The following is a 21,881-nucleotide window of genomic DNA, read 5'->3' on the forward strand; positions in this document are numbered from 1 at the left end:
TGTCACACCAATAACAACATGCTAAAATGTGAAAATAAGCAGCCTGGTTTAGTTGTGGCGGAACAACCTAAGGTAATGAATTGTAATCGACCGTGCCTGAAATTTACTTATAATTTGCTTATAATTAACGTAGAGAATGCCTGACACGAGTATCGTCGTGTCAGGCATTCTCCTCGTTCGATAAACTTTATTAAACTCCTTTCAGGCGATCGGGATCAAGCTAAATGGGTCAAGCCCCGGCCGGCCTGTGATGGTTAGCTTAACCGACTAATTTTATCAGAAAATAACTGATGATGGCGGTTGCGCCGCTCACTGCACTGCCCCAGATCAGGTCAATCACGGTGATGAAGGCCGGCCAGTCTTTAATGGTCGCCATATTGGTCAGGTCGTAGGTGGAGTAGGTGACCAGACCAAAAAACATCCCGGCAAAAAGGGCGAATTGCCAGCTCGCCTTGGTCAGGGCATGGTCAATGACAAAAAATAGCAGTCCCAGGATAAAGATCAGATAGAACAACAACGCCGCCCAGAGGTTGGGGTTAGGGGCCATCAGATAGCCTAGATATTTGCTGTAAGTGTTCTTGGCAATGACCAACAGCCAGACCATATCAATGACCAGAAAAACCGCCAGGGCGATGAAATAATGCTTGAAGTTTGCCAATGTAAATAACGATTCCATCATAAATCCTCCTTCTATTTTTTGGGAAACCAGGGAATAAAAATACTGGTTTTGCTGGCATATTCCTCAAAACCCGGTTTAGTTTTCATCGATTTTTCCAAAAGCGGAATCCCCGAAACAAATAATAGCAGACAGGTGATGGTGATCGGGCTGATGATGGCAATCGGACTGGTGCCGCCGCTCAAGGCAATCAGGAAGATTCCCCACCACATGGTCGCCTCACCAAAATAATTAGGATGCCGTGTAAACCGCCATAGACCGGTCTGCATGATTTTGCCACGGTTGTCGGGATTAGCAATAAAGACCTTTAGTTGATAATCACCAACCGCCTCAAAAAAGAATCCCAGAATCCAGATGCAGGCGCCCACAATCATCACCGGCAGGCTCACCTGACTCACCTGCGACGGGAACAGGATCACCGCCAGGGAAACCAGAAACATGAAGACCCCTTGCAGCATATAGACCTGTAAAAAAGCCCGGGGAATGACAAACTTACCCCACTCTTTGCGCCAGGTTGCATACCGGAAATCTTCCGGTTTTCCGAGATTTCTTTTCAAGATATGGTAGAACAGTCGCAGCCCCCAGATCGACACAAAAAGCGTCATCAGGATTTGTGGCAGGGGCTGACTTTCGCTTCTTAAAAAGACAAACCAGGCGACCATGACAAAGCCGATACCCCAGCCCATATCGACAATTGAATTGTTTTTGATGAGCGTACCCACGATAAAAAAGATGAAAAAATACACAAAAATTAACAGCATGACGTCCATTTGTTTTCCTCCTTAATTTGATCTGATACAGACAGCAACCGTTCCAATACCGAATTGATTGCGATGATTGACGAAATTTCGGCGATGAATTCTGGTTCTTTGCCAACGATTTTAACCAGCTTTTTCTGGTATTCCAGGGCCAACTCGAGGTTCTCGGCATGGACAATACTGTAGCCGTCAATCCCCTTGGTGGCCATTGTTTTTTCCACCAACTTGAGTATTTTTCTGGTAATCCCTTCTTTGCTCAGAGCGGCACTAAAAGTAGCGCCGGCACCTTTTTCATCTAAGGTCATAATCGGGCGGAGACCGACCATTTTGCCAACCCGGCCGACCGTGTTGCTGACTCGGCCACCCCTTACCGCATAGTCCAGGGTGTCCAGGCAGACATATATTTTGGTCTTGGGGATGGTCTCTTTTAGTGCCGTGACAATCTCCTCATGGCTTTTGTTACGGGCGACTAGTTCGGCGGCCCTTTTCACTAGCAGTCCCTGGGCGCCTGAATTTAAGCGGCTGTCGATGACGGTGATCTTTTTTCCTAGCTCTTCTAATTTTTTTGCTTCCCGGCTAACCGTTTTAAAGGTGCCGCTCAACTGGTCTGAAACCGTAATGAACAGGATCGAATCATAGTTTTCGGCCAGTTCCTCAAGCAGATTAGCGACGCGTCGCGGTTCCGGCTGGGAGCTAGTGGGATATCCCGTAGCGTCATTAATCAGGGCGTCGAGCTGGTTTAGCTTAATGGTCTGTTTATCGAAATAGGGGTTTTCACCAAACATCAAACCCAAAGATAGGGTATGAATCTGATGTTCAAGCTTGAAAGACTCCGGCAAATCGGCAATCGAATCGGTCACAATGGCAATCTTTGCGCGCTGATTGATCTTGATATTTCTTTGAAAGCGCATGTCTTCAATCTTTTGTTGGATAATCGTGCCATCCTGCAGGAGTCTCTGTACCACCGCATCGGGTTGGTCGGTATGGACATGGATCTTCATTTTATTAGCTTGGGAAAAGACAATGATTGAAACCCCCAGGGCGGTCAGATCATTTTTTAGGTCGGTCACAGTCGTCGCAGCATCCAAGGCTGCTGGCTTAAGTTTGATCAAGAATTCGCTACAAAACTGTTTTTCGCCCGGTTCCTGGTCATCGAAATAAACAGGCTGCTTGATCACGGGGTCACTGCTGCTTGCGACTTGCTCTTTTAGAAAAAAGCGGTTGATGCCCTTTAAAAAGTTAACAAAACCCTGGGCTCCGGCATCAACAAGGTTATGTTTGCGTAATATTTCCATTTGCTGGGTGGTTTTTTCAAGCGATTCCCGGGCGATTTTATAAGCAGCAACTAAAAAATCATCAAATCCCAGATATTTCTCATGATTAACGAATAAAAATTCTGCCAGTCGCTGATTACCGTAATCATCGTGCCCTTAACTGGGTTTTCGATGGCCTCATACAAATAGTCGACCGCTTTAAAGGCCGCCTGTGAGAATTCTTTTTTGCCAATTTCATCATAGGCCGAACTTTCCATTGCCAAGCCGTTGATATAGGATGCGAAAATAATCCCTGAATTCCCCCTGGCATGAGCCATTCCGGCTTCTGAAATCGCGGTCATCATCCCGCCGAAAGCATCCTTCCGGTGGGCTAGTTCAACCATCGCTGTTAACGTTGTCACCAGATTTGTTCCGGTGTCGCCATCGGCAATCGGGAAGACATTAATTTCGTTGAGATGCTTATTATGCAAGCCAACCTCTTCAGCGCCACAACTAAACCATCCAATTAGGTCATTTCCGTTGATTTTCTGCGTTAAAATCACTTCATTCATTGTGTCACCTCATTGTCTATGTGAATCAGTTGTCATGATCAACTAAACGCTACCTGAATTACTCGTATGATTCTGATATGCTTAAAAAAACGATTCCAACAATTGAGATCTTTATTTCTACATTGCAACATTAAATTACCCTATGATGCAATCATTTTCAAAAATATTGATTATCACAGTTCACTAAAGATAGGATTAAAATCGGCAAGTTACCTAAAGAGTAATCGCCAATCTGGCAAGGCGTTAGGCGGCAGGAATTTGGGGTATACTAGATTTTGAAACGAGCAGTCTAGATAAATTGGATCTAAAATAAAGAATAAAAGGAGAGCTGGTCATGCGTCGCATAGTTATTTTAGTCGTAACGGTTATCGCAATTGGGATGACGGTTTACCTTGTCAGTACGATGAACTTTTTTTCACAAAAGAATAATAATGGCCAGCAAGATGCAGTTTCACAGGCAACGGCCAGCCGCTATCAAGAACTGGAAATCCGTGAATATCAGGGGGTGCGCCTGGATCCGGCGATTGGCCCCCGCGATAATTCAATCTCCGGGATTCAAACGGTAGACCTTAACAGCTATCAGCTGCAGCTGACCGGCCTGGTTGACAAGCCAACCAGCTTGAGCTACCAAGAGGTCTTGGCCAAGGAAGCGGCGCAGCGCCTGATCACCCTCTATTGTGTCGAAGGCTGGCAAGCCACGGTGCTCTGGGAAGGCGTGCCGATCACCGATCTGCTGGCCGAAGCCGGGATAAAAGACGAGGCCACCACGGTAATTTTTCACTGTGTCGATGGCTATACCACCGCAATGCCGCTGACAACCATCAAAGACAAGGATATGTTACTGGCCTATTCATCCAATGGCGTGGTATTGCCGGCGTCAATGGGATTTCCCTTTATTGTGGTGGCCGAAGATAAACTGGGCTATAAGTGGGCCCGGTGGGTTGATCAAATTGAGCTGTCCAGTGATGAGGGCTATAAAGGTTACTGGGAAAAGCGCGGCTATCCCAACGACGCCACCGTGAATTAAAACGACGAGCGGTCTTAATAAATTTAAAGCAAATGCGGCTGATATCTAAAATAGCCGCATTTGGTTTAAAATAAATTGATAACTTGCTGCGTTTTGGGTATAATTTACCTATGGAGGTGTGTGCAAATGAAACAAGAAGTGCAAATACCAGCAGGGAAGAAAATTATTAATATAAACGAACTAAAAAAAATGGGACTTAGCTACTATAAGATTAATCAGGCTGTTGAAGCAGGAAAGCTTACAAAGCTAAATAAAAGTAATTATGAAAACTGTGAATTCAGCGGCGAGGTTTCAGATTTTGTCTATGTTTATGCTTATGCACCAACCGGTGTCATTTGCTTGATGAGTGCCGCGGTATACTACGGTTTGTCTAATTATTGGCCGGATTCAATAGATGTTGCAGTACCAAAGAAAAAAAATATCACGACCTTACCAGACTGGCCAACACTCAGTTTATATTATTTCGAAAGAGATCGTTATGAAACTGGAATTTTAGAGCTAAGGACGGGGGAGCATAAATTTAAAATTTATGACATCGAAAAAACGGTTGTTGATATTATTTACTACCGTAATAAGATCGGGATTGAAGAAACGAAAGAGATATTGACAAAGTATTTAAAAAGAGAAGATCGTAACATCAACAAATTATATCGCTATGCTGAGCTTCTAAAGTGTAACGATATTTTAAAAACCTATTTGGAGGTGCTGATTTGATAAGTGCTGATTCCATTAAGGCTAAACTAAAAAATCAGGCATCGGGTCGTGGACAGTTGTATCAGGAAGTTTTGACAGCATACGGCTTGGAAAGAACAATTTATCGGATTTCGGTATCTGAATATTGTTATCATTTCACGTTAAAGGGAGGCATCTTTTTATATGCACTCTTTGAGGGTGATTTTACCCGGGCAACCACTGATATCGATTTGCTGGCTCAGTCGATAAGCAATGATATTAGTGAAATGTCATCCGTTTTTGAAAACATTTTTTCCCTTCAAGTGGATGATGCAATGTATTTTGATTTAAGCACGATTCGAATACAATCAATTACAGAATTTAAGGAATATCACGGAATAAACGTATCGGTTTTAGCCTATTTGGATAAAACTAGAATTCCGATTTCTATTGATATTGGCTTTGGTGATGTGGTTCACCCTGACCGGGTTTTGATGGATTTTCCGGTACTACTTGATATGGAAATCCCGAAGATTTATGCTTATTCATTAGCTACGGCAGTATCAGAAAAATTCGAAGCCATTGTTTCACTTGGTTATGCCAATAGTAGACTTAAGGATTTTTATGACATCTTTATTTTGCTTTGTAACTTTGACTTTGATGCAAATGAACTGTGTGAAGCCATCAAACTGACGTTTTCTCACAGAGGAACACGATTGGACGATATTGTTGCGTTTGAAGATGGCTTCGCGGATGATACGACCCGTCGAAACCGATGGAATGCTTTTGTTAAAAAGAAAAGAGCGATGGTTATTATTGAATTTAGTGATTTGTTAGGAAGTATGAAACTATTCTTAGAACCTGTGATTAACGCAATTAATAAACAAGAAAAATTTGCGGGAGTATGGATTTCGGAAAAGAAAATATGGCGGTTGTTGTAACAAAAAAGCATCAACCGCGTCAGCTCATTATCATCAGATCACGCACTGTTAATTGACCCGGCTGATCGGCTATAATGATTATAATTAAGCAAAAAAAGGAGCGTTCTAATGATTAAATTTATTACCGGAATTACAGCAGTATTGATTGTCCTGGCGGTGGGCACTTTAGTTGTCAAAAACCAGAAACCGCAAATTGAATTGGGGGTGGCGCACAACAAGCTTCGTGAAATACCCACTACACCCAACGCCGTTTCGACGGAAACGGTGCAAGCGGACAAGTTAATTAAAGCACTGCCATTCAAGCAAACATTAGCGGCCTCAAAAGCGGCCATGAAAGCGGCGCTCGCGGCCTATGGCGGCATCGAAATAAAAACAGAAACCGACAACTATATCTATGCCGTTGCCACCACCGCGACCCTTAAATTTCACGATGATATTGAGATTTATTTTGATGAGGATAACAACCGCGTCCAGTATCGGTCGGTATCACGGGCCGGCTATTCTGACGGCGGCTTAAACAGAGCCCGATATCAAGCCATTGCGGCCGCCTATCAAAATAATTAAGCATCAATTTAAGCCCGTCCTGCCCCTGACAATCGTGTCATCAGCTTAAAATTTTATTGCAAAATAAAAATAGCCCAATTTTGCCAGCAATCCCTCTGGGATTAAAAGCGACATTGGACTATTTTTAGGTTGTAGCGTGACCGCAAGGCTAGCTTTTAAGGGGCGCTTAGACTAGCGAAAGAAAAGCGCTTTAATCAGCTTGGCCTGCCACGGCTTAAAGGAAGAACGCAGGGCCTGTCGTGATGCTGCCTGAAAGATTTCGGCTTGACTTGGATAGGCAAAGATAAACTTTAGAAAGGTTCCGGGGCTAAGTTTCTGTTGAATCGCCAGGCTGGCAAGGGGCATGATTTCGCCGGCTTTGTCACCGACTAAGGTAGCGCCGATTAATTTATTGCGGTTGCCGACGATCAGTTTTAAAAATCCCTGGGTATCATTTTCAGCCTGGGCCCGATCATTGTCCGCCAGCGGGACCAGAATGGCGCTTTTAAAGCACTTGGCTTCCCGAGCCATGGCTTCGGTATAGCCGACATGGGCAACCTCGGGTTTGGTGTAGGTTGTCCAGGGAACCGCCGCGTAGTTGGCTTTGGCGCCTAAGTGGAAAAGACTGTTTTTGATGACAATGCCGGCCTGGTAGCTGGCCATATGGGTGAACTGATAGGGGCCGGTGACATCACCGCAGGCATAGATATTTTTAATGTTGGTTTGCATTTTCTTATTGGTGATAATATAACCACGCTTATCAACGGCAATACCCAGCTGATCAAGACCCAGACCGGCGGTAACCGGCGCGCGCCCCAGTGAAACCAGCAGTTGGTCGCCATTGATTTCTTGGCTGACGCCATCTTTTTCGATCAGCACCGCAATCCCATCGGCTTTTTTTGAGACGGCCAGGATTTTGGTCGATAATTTGAGGTTGATCTTTTCGGCGCGGAAGATTTTCTCCATCAGCGGCCCGACCTCCTGATCATCTTTGGTAAATAAGGCGGGGCTGAAATCGATGATCGTGACGGCGGAACCAAGATGGCAAAAACCCTGTCCCAGTTCCAGGCCGATCGGCCCGCCGCCTAATACAATCAAATGGTCTGGCCGTGTTTTCAGATTAAAGATATTCTGGTTGGTCAGGTAAGCAACGGTGTCTAAGCCTTTGATTGGCGGGACGGCTGCCGTCGAGCCAGTGGCAATGACGATCGCTTTGCAAGTAATCAGCTGGTCGTTAACCGCGACCGTGTGGCGGTCTTGCAGCTGCGCTTGGCCAACCACCACGGTAACCCCTAAAGCTTCAAATCGTTCGACTGAATCATGTGGTGCAATGGTGGCAATGACCGCTTGAACACGGCTCATCAGTTCATCAATCTTGACCGCATCAATGGTGGCATGAATCCCAAAGCTTTGGGCATTAGCAATCTCTTTGGCCAGATGAGCCCCTTTTAAAAAACTTTTGCTGGGGACACAGCCGGTATTGAGACAATCGCCGCCCATTTTTTCGCTTTCGACCAGCACCACCCGGGCGCCCAATGCGGCCGCACCAGCCGCTACAACAAGTCCGCCGCTGCCGGCGCCGATAACAACAAGATCAACTTGTTTTTTCATGGTAAGTACCTCTTTCGTTAATAAAATCGGGTTCAGGCATACAATATGCCTGTCGAACATGAGCGGATCATGATAATCATTGATAAAGACCAACTATTCTGTTATTCTTAAGGGGAGTCACCGGCACACAAATATCCTGCCAGCAGGTTGATTCTGATAAGAAAAAAATGAGTAACACATATAGGTGTAATACATAAACGAGGGGGGTGGCTACTGTGATCGATACAAAACTGCGAGGCGTCTTTCAGCCGCTTTTTAATGGCCTGGCGCGGGGCTTAATTAAATTGAAGCTAAGCCCGAACACCATTTCACTGGCGGCCTTTGGCGTGGGGCTTGGAGCCAGCTTATCAATTGCCATGGGGCATCTTGTGCCAGCCGTGATCTTGTTATGGCTGTCTGGCTTGTTGGATGTTTTAGATGGCAGCGTCGCCCGTTTGACGGCGACCGCATCACCGCTCGGCGCCTATCTGGATCTGATTTTTGATCGGATGGTCGAGTCGGCCGTGATTTTGGCTTGCTTTTTTTTATTACCCCAATATGTGCTGGCCTACCTCTTATTTTTTGTGGCGGTCTTATTTAATTTTACCACATTTATCGTTGCGGGCGCACTTATTAAAAATAACAGCACCAAAAGCATGCATTATGATATTGGCATCGTCGAAAGAACCGAAACCTTTATTGTCTTCACGCTGATGCTCTTGTTTCAACCCTTTGCCGGCCTAATCTTAATGATTTTTAATGGCCTGATCTTTTTAACCGGAGGTCTCCGTTTTTTGCGGATTATCAGGAGCGCTGCCGATGGCCTTTCTTAAAAATCAAGATGACCAGCGGATCCGCTTGACAACCTCGCAAAAAAAAGCCGTGAAAAACATCTTGCTGCTATTACTACTGCTGGTGCTCATCGCTGGCGCTTACGATTATTGTGATGATTTAAGCCGACTGATCGGCCTGCTGTCGGCGGGATCATTGGATGATCTGGTTACGTTGATCGCTTCCTTTGGTTTATGGGAGCCGGTGATCAGTATTCTGCTGATGATTTTGCAGGCTTTTATTGCACCGATTCCCTCATTTCTGATCACCGCCGCTAACGGGGTCATCTTTGGGGTCTTTGGGGGGATTATGATCTCCTGGCTGGGCGCCATGCTGGGGGCTGCCGGAACCTTTTATTTAGCCCGTTATCTGGGACTGGCATTCGTCAGAAAAATTCAAAAAAGTGGGGGATTGATCAAAAAAGTTGATGAGATCAGCGGCCGATATGGGACTAAAGTGGTGCTGCTGGCCCGCTTGCTGCCTTTTATTTCATTTGACTTTATCAGTTATGCCGCCGGTTTAAGTAATATCAAAGCCTTGCATTTCTTTATCGCTACCGGCCTTGGGATGATCCCGGGAACCATTGCCTATGTCCTTTTGGGTAATCAAATATTAGCCTTAAGCCGATATTCTGTCGGGATTACGCTGCTTGTCCTGATTGCCACTGTCGTGGCTTTGATCGGTGCCAAACTTATAAAAAAATTTCAGTTAGGAAAAAAATGATGAATATGAAGCATAACAGCAATCGTTTAATCAATAGGCTGGCGGTAAGCCTATTGATCGTGATAGGCGTCCTCGGATTGGGAGCCTGTAGTCAGTCAGCCCAGCAGCCTAAAACAGTGGCTGATTTCAAGTCCTGGGATGAGGTCAGCAGCGCTGGTCAAGATCAGCCAGTCACCATTTTAATGTGGGGCGGAAATGAAAGTGTCAATCAGTACATCGATCAGTATGTTGCCGACCATGTCAAAGAAGCCTATGGGATTTCCTTAAAAAGGGTGCCCATGAATGCCCCTGATTATATCACCAAGCTGCTCAACGAGAAAAAAAGCAAGCTCGAGGCAGGCAGCGCCGATTTGGTCTGGATCAATGCCGAAAACTTTGCCACCGCTAAGGCGGCGGGTTTGCTGGCGGGGCCGATAACGCCCTTGTTACCCAATCTAAACCGCTATTACGATTTGAGCGCCGCCGATTTAAATTACGATGCGGGCATCCCCATCGACGGATATGAAGCGATCTGGGGGCGGGCTCAGTTGGTCATTAGTTATGATGCGGCGGTGGTGCCCAACCCGCCTAGAACCTATGCCGAACTGCTGGCTTGGCTAAAGCCAATCCCGGCAAGTTTACCTACCCCCGCTTGCCCGATGATTTTGTCGGCAGTGCCTTTGTCCGAAACGCTTTTTATGAATTAACCGGCCAGTCGGACATCTTTCAGGGTGATCTCAGTGCCGCCGAATTTGAGGAGTTGGCCCAACCGGTGGTCGCCTATTTCAAAGCCTTAAACCCCTATCTCTGGAATCAGGGGCAATCATTTCCGGCCAGCCAGGAACAATTGGATGCCCTCTTTAAAAATGGCGAGGTCGACATGACGATTGGCTTTGAAGTCGGTAAGACTGCCGGTTTAGTGGCCGCACAGGTTTATCCGGAGACTGTCAAGAGTTATGTTTTTGATAGCGGCACCATTGGCAATGCCCATTATCTGGGGATTCCCTTTAATGCCCCCAATCCGGCCGGCGCCTTGCTGGTGATCGATTTTCTGCAAAGTCCGGAAGCCCAAATCGAAAAAATGAAGCCGGCTGTCTGGGGGGATATGCCGGCGGTGGCGGTCGATCAGCTCAGTCCGCCCCAGCAGGCGTCCTTAAGGGCGGTCGAAGCGGAATCGGGCGCCCTGAGTCTGCAAGAACTGACCGCCAAACGGCGACCGGAAATGAAGGCTGTCTATCTGGAGTGGATCAAAAATCTCTGGGTTGAGCAGATCGCCGGCCAGTAAAAATCAATCGGAGGGTTAAAAGCAATGAAAACACTTGTTTTAGTGGGTGGCGGACATGCCCATGTTCACGTCATCAAGCAGTTGGCCAAAGCACCAATAACCGATGTTGCGGTGATTTTGATTTCGACCAATAAAAAACAGTATTATTCGGGAATGGCATCGGCCTATCTCGAAGGCCTTTATACCGAGGCGGACTTTTCCTTTGATTTACCGCGACTATGCGCCCACAGCGGGATTAGCTTTATTGAAGATACCGTTACGGCCATCGACCCAAGCGCTAACAGCCTGGAAACCGCCGCCGGCTTACGGGTCGCTTTTGATATCCTGTCGCTGGACACCGGCTCAGAACTGGCCGGAAAAAATATTCCGGGCGCCCAGGAATTTGCCCACATGATCAAACCCTTAGGCAATTTAATCGGCCTAAAGAAAGCCTTAGAAGCTGCCGATCGGCCGCTGAACATCGTGATTACCGGGGCCGGCGCGGCCGGCGTCGAAATAGCCTTAGCGATCCGTTCCCTGGCGACCCAAAAGGGCCAGTCCTTTACCATCACCATCATCGAAGCGGGTTCAGAAATCATGTCCGGCTATCTGCCCGGTGTCAAGCAGGCCTGTCAAAAAAGACTGGCGGATGCCGAGGTCACATTACTGACCAAGCAACGGGTGACAGAGATTACTGACAAAGCCCTTCTGCTCGAATCCGCAAGGCTGGTGCCCTATGACCTGATCATCTGGGCCGCCGGGGCAACCGCCAGCCGCTTCTACCGGGAGTCCGGCTTGCCAGTCGATCAAGGAGGTTATCTGCTGGTAGAACCAACCTTACAGGCAGTCGATCATCCCCACATCTTTGGTGCCGGCGATTGCATTGCCTTTAAAGATTACGATTATGTCAAGAAGGTCGGGGTTTATGCGATCAGGGAAGCCCCCTTCTTATGGGAGAATCTTTGCAACAGCCTGGCCGGTAAGCCCTTAGTAAGCTATCAGCCGCAAAAATCATACCTGGCCATTATCAACCAGGGTGATCGCTGTGGACTCTTATCTTATGGCGGTCTGGTGCTCAAGGGCAGGCTGGTCTGGCGCTTAAAGGACGCCATCGATAGCCGTTTCATGAAGACGTATCAAGCCGCCAACGAGGACGGGGATGATGACTAAGGGTTCCGGGCTGCCCTCAAACAAGCCCACAGCACCGCTTTTTTTACTGGTGCCGGTGATCCTGATTTACAGTCTTTTGATCGGCGGCGGCCTCCTGCAGCTGATCATTGAAAGCAGCGGCTTTATCCCGGCCCTGGGCTTGCAGGAAGTCAGCTTAAGCCATTACCTGAAAATTCTGGGCGATCCAACATTTTTAGCAAGTCTGGGTTATTCGCTTTATTTGGCTTTTGTTTCGGCCAGTCTGTCAACCCTCCTGGGCCTGTTAATCGCCTATAAAATGGTCTTTTCTAAAAAGGACAGCATTAAAAAATTGACCCGGAAAATACTCCAGGTCGGCGTCGTCCTGCCCTATTTATTGGTGGTTTTTTTAGTCATGCTGATGCTGTCAAAAGCCGGATTGGTCTCCCGAATTGCTTATCAGGCCGGCCTGATTGGCGGTCTGGACCATTTCCCCAATCTTCTTTATGATCCCTGGGGCGGGGGCATTATCCTGACCTTTGTGGCCAAAGGAACGCCTTTTATTGGCTTGTTTGCCGTGACGGTGATGGCCAATATCAGCGACACCTACAGTCAGGTGGCCAAAACCCTGGGTTTGAGCAATTTTATGATTCTAAAAAAAATAATTCTGCCGCTGTCGTCCAATGCGATTGTCTGGAGTTCAGCGATTATTTTTGCTTACAATTTGGGCTCTTTTGAAGTGCCCTATTTATTGGGCAATGTAAAAGTCGTCAGCCTGTCATCCCGACTCTATAGTTTATACATAAGTCCCCAGATTGACACCATCCCAACGGCCATGGCCATGAGCCTGACGCTTTTGCTGGTTGGTCTGATCAGCGTTTGCATCTATGGGCTGCTGCTAAATCGGCTTTTGAAGGGGAAGAGCAGATGAAAAAAATTTTACCAGGAGCCCTGATTGGGCTATTGATCGGGCTGCTGCTAATACCACTGCTGCTGATTATGCTCTTATCCTTTTTTTCCTATTACAAGTATCTGCAAGTAGTGCCGACCGCTTTTAGTCTCGCCAACTGGCAGCAGCTGTTAACCCAAAACCGCTTGTTTTGGACTGGCTTAATAAACAGCCTGGTAATTGCCACCGCCACTGCCATCGGCGCCACGATCGTCGGCTTGATGACCGGCCGGGCCCTGACCCGCTACCGCTTCAGGGGTCAGAAGCTGCTCCTCTTATTGCTGTCGCTGCCGCTATTTATCCCCAGTATCGCCTTGTTTATTGGGGTTCATCTGATGATGATTCAGCTAGCTCTGATCAATACCTATCTGGGGGTGATCCTTGCCCAGATGATTATTTCGATCCCCTATGCGACAACCATCAGCATGGCTTTTTTCGCGGGGATTCCCCGGGATATCGAAGATCTGGCCCGGACCCTGGGTTGCTCAAATAAAAAACTGTTCTTAAAAGTCATGGCGCCGCTGCTGCTGCCGGGCATTTTGTTATCGCTGTCGATTTGTTTTGTGCTGTCTTTTTCAGAATATTTTTCGGTTTTTTTAGTCGGCGGCGGCCGGATTATTACCCTCTCGATGGTGATGTTTCCCTTTCTCAGCAACAGTGATTACGGTAACGGGGCGGCCATCAGCCTGGTCTTTTTAGGAGTCAATCTGGCGGTCTTTATCGGTGCTGATGTGGTGATCCGAAAAAAAGTCAAAGGACGGCCATACTTATATGAATAGAGGTGAAATGTGACGAAATTAAAGGTTACCGGCCTATGTAAAAGCTATGATCATAACGCGCTGTTGCGGGATATTAATTTTGAAGTCGCGGAAGGATCGCTTTTTTCGATATTAGGAGCATCGGGCTCTGGCAAAACGACGATTTTAAAAATCATCAGCGGGCTGATTCCGGCCGATCATGGCCAGCTCTATTTAGATGGCTGCGAGATTAGCCGGCTCAAGCCGGAAGAACGGGGGATAGCCTATGTTTTTCAGGAGCCGCTCTTGTTTCCCCATTTAACGGTTAAAGACAACATTGGCTTTGGCCTGATGATCCGAAATGTTAAGCCCGCAAGGATTGAAAACCGGGTTGACCAGTTATTGACCTTGTTAAAAATCGAAGACCTCAAAGACCGCCGTCCCTTTGAAATTTCTGGTGGTCAGCAGCAACGGGTTGCGATTGCCCGCGCCTTGGCCACAGAGCCGCCGCTGATTTTGATGGATGAGCCCTTTTCCAACCTGGACCCATTACTGCGACAGGAAATGGGCGCCTTGTTGAAGCGTCTGCAGCAGCAGCTGGGGCTGACGATTGTCTTTGTCACCCATGATCTCAACGAAAGCCTGATTTTGTCCGACCAGATCGCCTTAATGGCCGATGGTAAAATCCTTCAGAGCGGCCCAGCCAAAACGGTTTACTATCAGCCTGGCAGTCGCCAAATTGGAGCCTTAATGGGAGCCGGTAATTGGATTCCCGGCCAGATTGAGCAAGGTTGCTTCCGCTCTGCCCTGGGGAGCTTTAACGCCCACGGTCAAGCACCGGGGCCAGCCCACTTGTTTTTAAGGCCCCACCAGGTCGACATCGCGCCACCCTCGGCAGACAATCGCTTTAAAATTGTCAAGATTGAGACCCAGGGTAAAGAGACCCGCCTGTTTCTGGCTTACCAAAACGGCCAGCTGCTTGTCGATACCTTTAAGGACCTTACCGCTCAAGCCGGGGATTGGCTGGGTTTACAGTTTCCCAGCCACCGGCTCCACTATGTCCGCCTAGCGGTCTAGAGGGCTAGTGCCGGGTTTTAGTAGCGGAGATTTAATTATTTTAAAAATGCATATCCTTGACGGCAACTTTCCTTTATTTCAGGTTAAATTTGTGTTATTATAAAGTCATTGTTATTAGCAAAAGATTAATTGAAAGAGAGCAAACATTTCGCAGCATAAAGGTGAGCCGCAATTGTGAAAAGTAAGATTATCATTGTCGACAGCATCATTGGCCTGGCAGTAATCGGTTTGATGGGGTGCTATGAATAAGATAAAAACTATCCCAGATGTCCTAAATAAAATAAATGAATCAACCGGGGATCAGGCATTGATCTGCTATTATGAAAATATCATGGTTAGCATGTATGCTTCAAGTCTCTTGTTTATTGCGGCCATCATGAATTTTCTGGTTCGTTTTAATCTTCAGCAGTACAGTGTCAGCCAGTCATTGGTTGACAGCATTATCTTTATTTTGCTGGCGATCCTGTTTTCCGTTGCGGTTAAATTAAAAATTAACGTTAAGATTATGAATTGGATTATCGCAATTCTATCCGGTCTGACACTGATTTATATTTTTATTCGTTTTTATGATGTCATTGGTCCGGCTGTCTGGACGATTGCATTTATCCAATTATCATTGGCACTGGTGCGTATTTCAAAATCGATGCTGATCGTATTGGAATTGGCAACCATCATCGCGTTTTTCTATTCGATATATCATACTTTTGAAAATCAATTTCTAGATCTGGATTTAATCTACTATGTCGTTCAGTTTGTTTTATTCCTCGTGTTAAGTATAATTCTTGCCTCTGTTCATCAGATCAATGTTAACCGCTACTTTTCAGTGGAGAAAAAGTACCGCGAAGTGACTGAAAAAAACACCGAGATCGAGTTGTTAAATGATGCAATAAAAAAATCCGAAGAGCAAGCCATAGACATTGCCTACCATGATATCTTGACCGGTTTGCCTAACCGCTATTACCTAATGACAAACTTAAATACAATTATCCAGCAGTGTAAATGTCGAGACCGTTTCCTGGGTGTTTTTTTCATGGATCTGGATGATTTTAAATTGATTAATGATACCATGGGCCATGATGCTGGTGATGAATTGCTAAAAATAGTAGCCCGCCGTCTAAAAAATAGTATGCGGGAAAATGATTTAGTGGCTCGGATTGGAGGGGATGAATTCATTATTCTGATCCAAAGTTTGGGCGAGGGTCAAGCCATGGATACGGTCGCAGATCAAATTCTTGACTGTTTTAAACAGCCCTTTAATTTAGGTGGACAGAAATGTTATATTACAACGAGTCTGGGTTTGGCTATTTGCCCAACTGATGGTGATGATGGCGAAACGCTGATAAAACATGCCGATATAGCCATGTATAAAGCCAAGGAAAAAGGTAAGAACCAGTATGTCCGGTTTTCTGAAGCCATGAAAAAACATATTCATGAAACCATGGAAACTACCCACGAATTATATGAAGCTTTAAATAACCAAGAATTTGAGATGTTTTATCAGCCCCAGATAAATGTATCAAGTGGTAAAATTGTTGGGATCGAGGCTTTAATCCGGTGGCACCACAAAAACAGGGGCTTGCTGTTAGCTGATCAATTTATGAAGATTGCCGAGCAGACAAGCCTAATCAATGAGATCGGTGAATGGGTTCTTTATACCGCCTGTCACCAGGTAAAAAATTTCCAGGATTTGGGCTCAAAAGACCTGCGAGTCAGCGTTAACTTATCCGCTCGCGAATTGCTACACCCTAAAATAGCCGAACGGATTGAGTCGATTCTTGGCGAAACCGGTTTATCTGAGGATTGCCTTGAACTGGAAATTACCGAAAAAACAGCGATGCTGGAAAAAGAAAAAATGCCTCAGATCCTGGACACCCTGAAAAAGATTGGCGTGCATATGACAATTGATGATTTTGGGTCTGAATATGCTTCATTGAATTATTTAAAGAAGTTGCCGATTGATCGCATTAAAATTCCGATGCTAAATATCAATGGGGATATCAATAATGATACCGAGAAGGCATTTACCAAAGCAATCATTGTTTTAGCACGAGGTATGGGTTGTTTGGTAACCGCTGAAGGGGTTCAAACAAAAAAACAGTATGAATTCTTAAATCAGCGAATATGTGATGAAGTACAGGGATACTATTATCATAAACCGCTATCGGCAACTGCGTTGAAAAAATTATTGGATGACCAGTTAAAAACCAGCTAGCATCTTAATTATAAAAGACTAACTATATGGTAACTAAAGCCAGCAAGCGAGGAGATATGATGCAGATTGTTATGGTACACGGCTACTTTTTAAAGGGAACCGGCAGCAACCTATTTGTGGAGAATAGCTGTCGGGAATTATGTAAAATGGGTCATCAGGTGAATCTTTTCTGTCAGGAAAATGATCCTGATCAATTTGACTTTATCGAAAAAGCATTCGATTTTAATGACCAAAACAGTCAAAGTTGGATCGTTTACCAGAACGAGACCGCTTATCCGGGCAAGTGCCACCTGTATCGGCCTAACCTGAACGGTTTTTTACCGGTTTATGTTTATGATGACTATCAGGGCTATCAGGTCAAAACTTATACCAACTGCAGCAAAGCAGAAATTGAGTCCTATCTTGAGAATAACCGGCGAGCGATCGATACGGCGCTGATCAGCAGGCAAACCGATATGGTTTGGACCAACCACACGATTATGCAGCCGGTTTATGTCGCCCGAAGTCACTTGGGTCTGGGTCAATGTCATCATGTCATGACGGTTCATGGCAGCTGTTTGAATTTCTCGGTCAGAAACAGTGGCCTGCTTCAGGATTACGCCCGCGAAGCGATTGCCAACGCCGACCGGATTGCCTTTGTCAGTCATTTTTCAGAAAATGAGTTTCTCGAATTTTTTGACAATGATCTTGAGATCAAAGAAAAATCAATCGCCATCCCAGGCGGCGTGGATCTGCAAAAGTTTATCACCCTCACGGACAGCAGTCAAAAACAAGCGGTCATTGACAGCCTTGTGAGTGAACTGAAACTAGCAGCCCAGCAGTTGGGCAGTAAGCCGAATCTCGATGACGGGCTCTGGAAAACCGATCCCGATATTATTGCTAAGCTTGAAAAAATTGACTTTGGCAATGAACAAATCGTTTTATATTATGGCAAATATTTATGGACAAAGGGTATCCAGCTGATCATTGCAGCCGCGCCGCTGATTATGATGGATCACCATCAGCTGCGCTTTTTGCTGGTCGGGTTTGGGTCATCCCGATCCTATTTCGAAGCGATGATTACGGCCTTGGACCACGCTGATCAAGCTGCCTTTATCGAGCTGATTAGCCACCCGGAAACCGCTGATGGCGAAATCGACCCGAGTTCAGCCCGGTTCTTTACAGCCTTACTCAAAAAACTGGATGATCCGGATTTTGCCAGCGCTTATTTTGCCGAGGCCAAAGATAAAATTGCAGCAGCCTTTGTCCTGACCGGTTTTTTAGGCCATAATCAACTAAAATGCCTGATCGCCTGTGCCGATATTACCGTGGCAACCTCAATCTTTCCCGAAGCCTTCGGTCTGGTCGCCGCCGAAGCCCTATCATCGGGGATTATTCCGGTACAAACCGATCACAGTGGCTTCTCCGAGGTCATTAAACGTTATATCGACGAATTTGATGATGTTTTTGACCGACACAGCTTGAAGCAACTGGCCTTAGATGATCAACTGGTACTTAAATCTGGCCAGTAATATTTCTGTTTTGCTAAGCGATTATCAGGCGATGAACAGCCAGGAAAGACAGCAGATTCGGGAACGGGCCAGAAAGATCAGTGTTGACAACTACTCCTGGGAGTCGGTGGTTAAAAACTACATCAATCCTTTGATTGAAAGATAGACTAAAATCAAGAGATTCGAATAAGTGGAGGAAGCGATGAAAACATTTAAGTACAGTACCATTGTGACCCTAATCCTGACGCTATTATCAGCCATTGCTATTTTCGCCATTGATGATGTGGTTCCAAATATCTTAAACGGTCCAATGAAAGACCATATCCTTGATAATATGGATAACTACAATGCCTTTCTATTTGGTATTTTTACTGGTTCGCTGGTCAGTTTTATCGTTGCGGTGGTAGGTTATGCCACTGAGCGAAGACGGCTGATTGCTGAAATTTGGAACAATGCCAGAAAGCTGACCATTGATTTTAAATTATTGTTGCTGGATAACATCGATTTCAAAGATTTGACCCAAGACAAGCTTTCGAAAACAATTGAAGATCAGCAAGGATTCAACCAACAGGTTAGAGAATGGTTGACTTTTCACAGTTCACCCTACATGATGAATATTATGCAGCTGGATTTTTTGATTAATCATGGCGAAACCGCCAATCTGATTAAAACCCTCGAAAAAAATATAAAAATACTTCGCAGTGTCGTTGATGGTTTTATGAACGCCTATTTAAATAAACGGTTAAAAGATAACTATGGTGATGTCGACATCGAAAAACTGTTTGCCGTAATAACAGATCAGGATGAAGAGAAGGTTCTTCAGACTGTGGAGGATCTGCTGGAGGATATCTTTAAATTTCTCAATAAAAAATAAAGGAGAAGATCTCATGAAAATAATGACTTGGTCACGACCAACTAGCCCGGTGGGTGCAAGCCCGGTGATCGTTTCGGAATATGTACTCAATGAGCTGGGCATTTTTGTCAAGCGTGAAAAACGGATGCCCAAGAAAGCCAAGTTTACCGCCCTGACCGGTTTTCGCGTTGGCTATGCAGCCGTTCCCGGAACCGACTACCGCGCCGCGCCGCTCGATCGCAATGCGATTCTCTGGCACAAGATCACCCGCATCCAAGCAGCCGGGGAGAGTTGCCTGACCATCTCGGGAAATCGCCAGGACACGATCAATCTGTGTTTTGATCCGGACAATCGCGAGGCGGTTCGGGAATATATCAAAACGATGCGACAACAGCACCCGATCGTTCGGGCAGCCGATTACGACGCGGCGGCCTGGCTGTGCTGGCGGGACGATGATGACTGGGGTGATCCGCAACTGCCGCTGACCGAGATGGTCGCCCTAGAATTAGAGACGGAGCGCTTTATTGAACCCGAAATTTTAGCAGAAACCACCCTGATCGGAGTCCGCGAAACACCAGCATCCCAGGAATCGCCAAAATCTCAGGCCTTCACGGTGCCAAATGATCGTCCGAAATTCTGTCATAACTGCGGTGAAACCCTGGCTCTTGATGGAAATTTCTGTCCCCACTGCGGTAGCCCGATTCAGCCGGATTAAGCCAGCATCGAAGTAACCGATCTAAAATGACATCAACGAAATGAGGAGTTAGCAATGGAAAGAATTCAGGTAGCAGTCAATCATCAGATTCGCATCACCATCGTCGGCCTGTGCTTGCTGGCGACGATTTTTGTCGCGGTTTATTTTAATTACTTTAAGGGCATTGATGTGGTTTATACCCATCTCTTTTATGTCGTGATTGTGATGGTGGGTTTGTGGTACAAGCGTTATGTGATCCAGCTGGCGATATTTCTGGGACTATTCCATATCGTGATGGACTATCTCAGCAATGGTGCCTTTTTAATGCCGCCGCTGCTACGCGCCAGCATTTTGCTGTTTGTCGCCTCGGGGATCTATCTTCTGATCAATCAGCTGGAATGCAGCCATAAAAATCTCGATCAGGTGATGAAAAGCGTCGGCGATGGCATTATCGTCGTGGATCTGGACCAGCGGGTGACAATGCTGAATCGCGTCGCCGAAGAACTGACTGGCTGGTCGAGTGATGAGGCTCGCGGCGAAAGCTTTGCGCAGGTCTTTAAACTGTCCCATGAAAACCCCGAATATCAGGTGCCCAATCCAGTTGATGCGGTCTTAAAAACCGATTTGCCGACCGTCTCTACCAAACATGCGGTGATCACTGATCGCCAAGGCAACCGCTTCAATATTGAAGACAGCGCCACGCCAGTAAAGGACGCTGAGGGCATTACCACCGGGGTGGTGTTGATTTTTCGGGATATTACCGCACAGCGGGCGCAGAACGAACAAATTGAATACCTGAGTTACCACGACCATCTGACCGGCCTTTATAACCGTCGTTATTTTGAGAAAGAACTTAAACGGATCGACGGTCGCCGACATTTCCCGCTATCGATTATTATGGGCGATATCAACAATCTCAAAATGATTAATGATTCTTTTGGCCACCTGGCTGGCGATGAAGTGATTTATGCGGCCGGCAAAACGCTAAAGAAATTCTGTCGACCAAACGATGTCATCGCCCGCTGGGGTGGCGATGAATTTGTCCTGATGCTGCCTAATACCGATGAGGCGACTACCGAAAAAATTGTCACGCGAATGAACCAGTCGGTCGCCCTGGCGCCGGTTGATCAGGGGATGCTGTCAATCGCCTTTGGTTGGGACACCAAAAGAAATCTCTCCGAAGATATCCAGGCAGTCTTTAAAAATGCCGAAAACTATATGTACAAGCACAAACTGCAGATGAAACCGCAGGTTCGCGAGGATACCATTCGCATCATTATGGCGTCGCTCTACGAAAAATGCGAAATTGAAAAAAGTCATAGCGAGAATGTCCGTCGTTATGCCCAGCAAATTGGCCAGGCAATGGATCTTACTGAACCGGAAATGGAGACCCTGCATTGGGCGGCCTTGCTTCACGACATCGGCAAGGTTACCCTTGCAGCGAGGGTTCTCAAAGAAAAGACGGCCTTAACAAACGATCAGTGGGTGGCGATCAAACGTCATCCCGAAATTGGCTATCATATTGTCAACACCTCGGCAGACATGGCCGAAATTGCGCTGGCGATTCAGGGTCATCACGAGTGGTGGGATGGTAGTGGTTATCCCAAGCATTTAGCAGGCCGAAAAATCCCCCTGAGTGCCCGGATTATCGCGATTGCCGAGGCCTATGATGCAATGTTGACCGACCGCCCCTACCAGCCGGCACTGACAAAAGCGGCGGCGATCGCGGCGATCCTCCAGGGTTCTGGCAGCCAGTTTGACCCGGCTATCGCGGCGCTTTTTGTAAGCCTGGTCGGGAATTAGGTGCATCAAAAATCCTGAAGTTTGGCCAGACTCCAGTCCGTTTTAGGCAAAGAAAAAAGCCGGGTGACCGGCTATTTCTAATCAACTTTATTATTGCAGGCACGCGCTA

The 21,881-nt window shown here is 46.4% G+C and carries 23 protein-coding genes; 18 read left to right on the top strand and 5 right to left on the bottom strand.

Annotated features, from left to right (window positions below):
• Positions 1 to 259: 259 nt before the first annotated feature.
• From QZ998_RS10455 to QZ998_RS10470, 4 genes are read right to left on the bottom strand one after another with little or no spacing between them, the layout of a single operon-like run.
• Complete coding sequence (locus QZ998_RS10455) at positions 260 to 679, bottom strand: DUF2177 family protein (RefSeq protein ID WP_296560378.1); 420 nt, start codon at positions 677 to 679, stop codon at positions 260 to 262.
• An 11-nt stretch (positions 680 to 690) separates the two neighbouring features.
• Positions 691 to 1,446 carry a DUF1295 domain-containing protein gene (locus tag QZ998_RS10460; protein WP_296560380.1) on the bottom strand — a complete coding sequence of 252 codons (756 nt, stop codon included), beginning with the start codon at positions 1,444 to 1,446 and terminating at the stop codon, positions 691 to 693.
• On the bottom strand, positions 1,428 to 2,729 hold the full coding sequence (locus tag QZ998_RS10465; protein WP_296560381.1) for a DegV family protein: 1,302 nt from the start codon (positions 2,727 to 2,729) through the stop codon (positions 1,428 to 1,430). The genes QZ998_RS10460 and QZ998_RS10465 overlap by 19 nt, the downstream gene beginning before the upstream one ends.
• A 50-nt stretch (positions 2,730 to 2,779) precedes the next feature.
• Positions 2,780 to 3,259, bottom strand: a complete 480-nt coding sequence (locus QZ998_RS10470) for a DAK2 domain-containing protein (RefSeq protein ID WP_296560382.1) — start codon at positions 3,257 to 3,259, stop codon at positions 2,780 to 2,782.
• Between the two features lie 334 nt (positions 3,260 to 3,593).
• Here QZ998_RS10470 and QZ998_RS10475 point away from each other — a divergent pair, with 334 nt between their 5' ends.
• The 4 genes from QZ998_RS10475 (at position 3,594) to QZ998_RS10490 (ending at position 6,463) form a co-directional block, all read left to right on the top strand.
• Positions 3,594 to 4,286 (top strand): molybdopterin-dependent oxidoreductase, encoded by a 693-nt coding sequence (locus QZ998_RS10475; RefSeq protein WP_296560384.1) that lies wholly within the window; start codon positions 3,594 to 3,596, stop codon positions 4,284 to 4,286.
• Positions 4,287 to 4,412: 126 nt separating this feature from the next.
• Positions 4,413 to 5,000: a type IV toxin-antitoxin system AbiEi family antitoxin gene (locus tag QZ998_RS10480; protein WP_296560386.1), complete on the top strand. Its 588-nt coding sequence runs from the start codon at positions 4,413 to 4,415 to the stop codon at positions 4,998 to 5,000.
• Entirely contained in the window at positions 4,997 to 5,899 is a 903-nt protein-coding gene (locus QZ998_RS10485) for a nucleotidyl transferase AbiEii/AbiGii toxin family protein (RefSeq protein ID WP_296560387.1), read from the top strand. Before QZ998_RS10480 ends, QZ998_RS10485 begins: the two co-directional genes overlap by 4 nt.
• Positions 5,900 to 6,007: 108 nt before the next feature.
• Positions 6,008 to 6,463 (top strand): DUF1499 domain-containing protein, encoded by a 456-nt coding sequence (locus QZ998_RS10490; protein ID WP_296560388.1) that lies wholly within the window; start codon positions 6,008 to 6,010, stop codon positions 6,461 to 6,463.
• Between the two features lie 171 nt (positions 6,464 to 6,634).
• On the opposite strand, the gene QZ998_RS10495 is transcribed toward QZ998_RS10490, so the two are convergent.
• The gene (locus tag QZ998_RS10495) at positions 6,635 to 8,053 is read right to left on the bottom strand and encodes an FAD-dependent oxidoreductase (protein ID WP_296560390.1); all 1,419 of its coding nucleotides are present in this window, start codon (positions 8,051 to 8,053) and stop codon (positions 6,635 to 6,637) included.
• Positions 8,054 to 8,268: 215 nt separating this feature from the next.
• Between QZ998_RS10495 and QZ998_RS10500 the strand changes: the two genes are divergently transcribed.
• The 14 genes from QZ998_RS10500 (at position 8,269) to QZ998_RS10565 (ending at position 21,772) form a co-directional block, all read left to right on the top strand.
• Positions 8,269 to 8,865: a CDP-alcohol phosphatidyltransferase family protein gene (locus QZ998_RS10500; RefSeq protein WP_296560392.1), complete on the top strand. Its 597-nt coding sequence runs from the start codon at positions 8,269 to 8,271 to the stop codon at positions 8,863 to 8,865.
• Positions 8,852 to 9,586, top strand: a complete 735-nt coding sequence (locus QZ998_RS10505; protein ID WP_296560393.1) for a TVP38/TMEM64 family protein — start codon at positions 8,852 to 8,854, stop codon at positions 9,584 to 9,586. The genes QZ998_RS10500 and QZ998_RS10505 overlap by 14 nt, the downstream gene beginning before the upstream one ends.
• Positions 9,586 to 10,272, top strand: coding sequence for an extracellular solute-binding protein (locus QZ998_RS10510; RefSeq protein WP_296560396.1), 687 nt, complete (start codon positions 9,586 to 9,588; stop codon positions 10,270 to 10,272). Before QZ998_RS10505 ends, QZ998_RS10510 begins: the two co-directional genes overlap by 1 nt.
• The gene (locus QZ998_RS10515) at positions 10,218 to 10,850 is read left to right on the top strand and encodes an ABC transporter substrate-binding protein (RefSeq protein ID WP_296560398.1); all 633 of its coding nucleotides are present in this window, start codon (positions 10,218 to 10,220) and stop codon (positions 10,848 to 10,850) included. Before QZ998_RS10510 ends, QZ998_RS10515 begins: the two co-directional genes overlap by 55 nt.
• Before the next feature lie 24 nt (positions 10,851 to 10,874).
• Positions 10,875 to 11,999, top strand: coding sequence for an FAD-dependent oxidoreductase (locus QZ998_RS10520; RefSeq protein WP_296560400.1), 1,125 nt, complete (start codon positions 10,875 to 10,877; stop codon positions 11,997 to 11,999).
• The gene (locus tag QZ998_RS10525) at positions 11,989 to 12,888 is read left to right on the top strand and encodes an ABC transporter permease subunit (protein ID WP_296560402.1); all 900 of its coding nucleotides are present in this window, start codon (positions 11,989 to 11,991) and stop codon (positions 12,886 to 12,888) included. Before QZ998_RS10520 ends, QZ998_RS10525 begins: the two co-directional genes overlap by 11 nt.
• Positions 12,885 to 13,685, top strand: a complete 801-nt coding sequence (locus QZ998_RS10530; RefSeq protein ID WP_296560403.1) for an ABC transporter permease subunit — start codon at positions 12,885 to 12,887, stop codon at positions 13,683 to 13,685. The genes QZ998_RS10525 and QZ998_RS10530 overlap by 4 nt, the downstream gene beginning before the upstream one ends.
• 9 nt (positions 13,686 to 13,694) lie before the next feature.
• Entirely contained in the window at positions 13,695 to 14,720 is a 1,026-nt protein-coding gene (locus QZ998_RS10535; protein ID WP_296560405.1) for an ABC transporter ATP-binding protein, read from the top strand.
• A 241-nt stretch (positions 14,721 to 14,961) separates the two neighbouring features.
• Positions 14,962 to 16,932, top strand: a complete 1,971-nt coding sequence (locus QZ998_RS10540; RefSeq protein WP_296560406.1) for an EAL domain-containing protein — start codon at positions 14,962 to 14,964, stop codon at positions 16,930 to 16,932.
• Positions 16,933 to 16,991: 59 nt separating this feature from the next.
• The gene (locus tag QZ998_RS10545; RefSeq protein WP_296560408.1) at positions 16,992 to 18,443 is read left to right on the top strand and encodes a glycosyltransferase family 4 protein; all 1,452 of its coding nucleotides are present in this window, start codon (positions 16,992 to 16,994) and stop codon (positions 18,441 to 18,443) included.
• On the top strand, positions 18,412 to 18,588 hold the full coding sequence (locus QZ998_RS10550) for a hypothetical protein (protein WP_296560410.1): 177 nt from the start codon (positions 18,412 to 18,414) through the stop codon (positions 18,586 to 18,588). Before QZ998_RS10545 ends, QZ998_RS10550 begins: the two co-directional genes overlap by 32 nt.
• A 36-nt stretch (positions 18,589 to 18,624) precedes the next feature.
• A complete protein-coding gene (locus QZ998_RS10555; protein WP_296560412.1) occupies positions 18,625 to 19,296 on the top strand; it encodes a hypothetical protein in 672 nt (223 codons plus the stop codon).
• A 13-nt stretch (positions 19,297 to 19,309) separates the two neighbouring features.
• Positions 19,310 to 19,990 carry a zinc ribbon domain-containing protein gene (locus QZ998_RS10560; protein WP_296560414.1) on the top strand — a complete coding sequence of 227 codons (681 nt, stop codon included), beginning with the start codon at positions 19,310 to 19,312 and terminating at the stop codon, positions 19,988 to 19,990.
• A gap of 54 nt (positions 19,991 to 20,044) precedes the next feature.
• Positions 20,045 to 21,772, top strand: a complete 1,728-nt coding sequence (locus QZ998_RS10565) for an HD domain-containing phosphohydrolase (RefSeq protein ID WP_296560415.1) — start codon at positions 20,045 to 20,047, stop codon at positions 21,770 to 21,772.
• Positions 21,773 to 21,881 lie beyond the last annotated feature (109 nt).

The organism is uncultured Acetobacterium sp., assembly GCF_927416815.1.
GTDB lineage: Bacteria > Bacillota > Clostridia > Eubacteriales > Eubacteriaceae > Acetobacterium.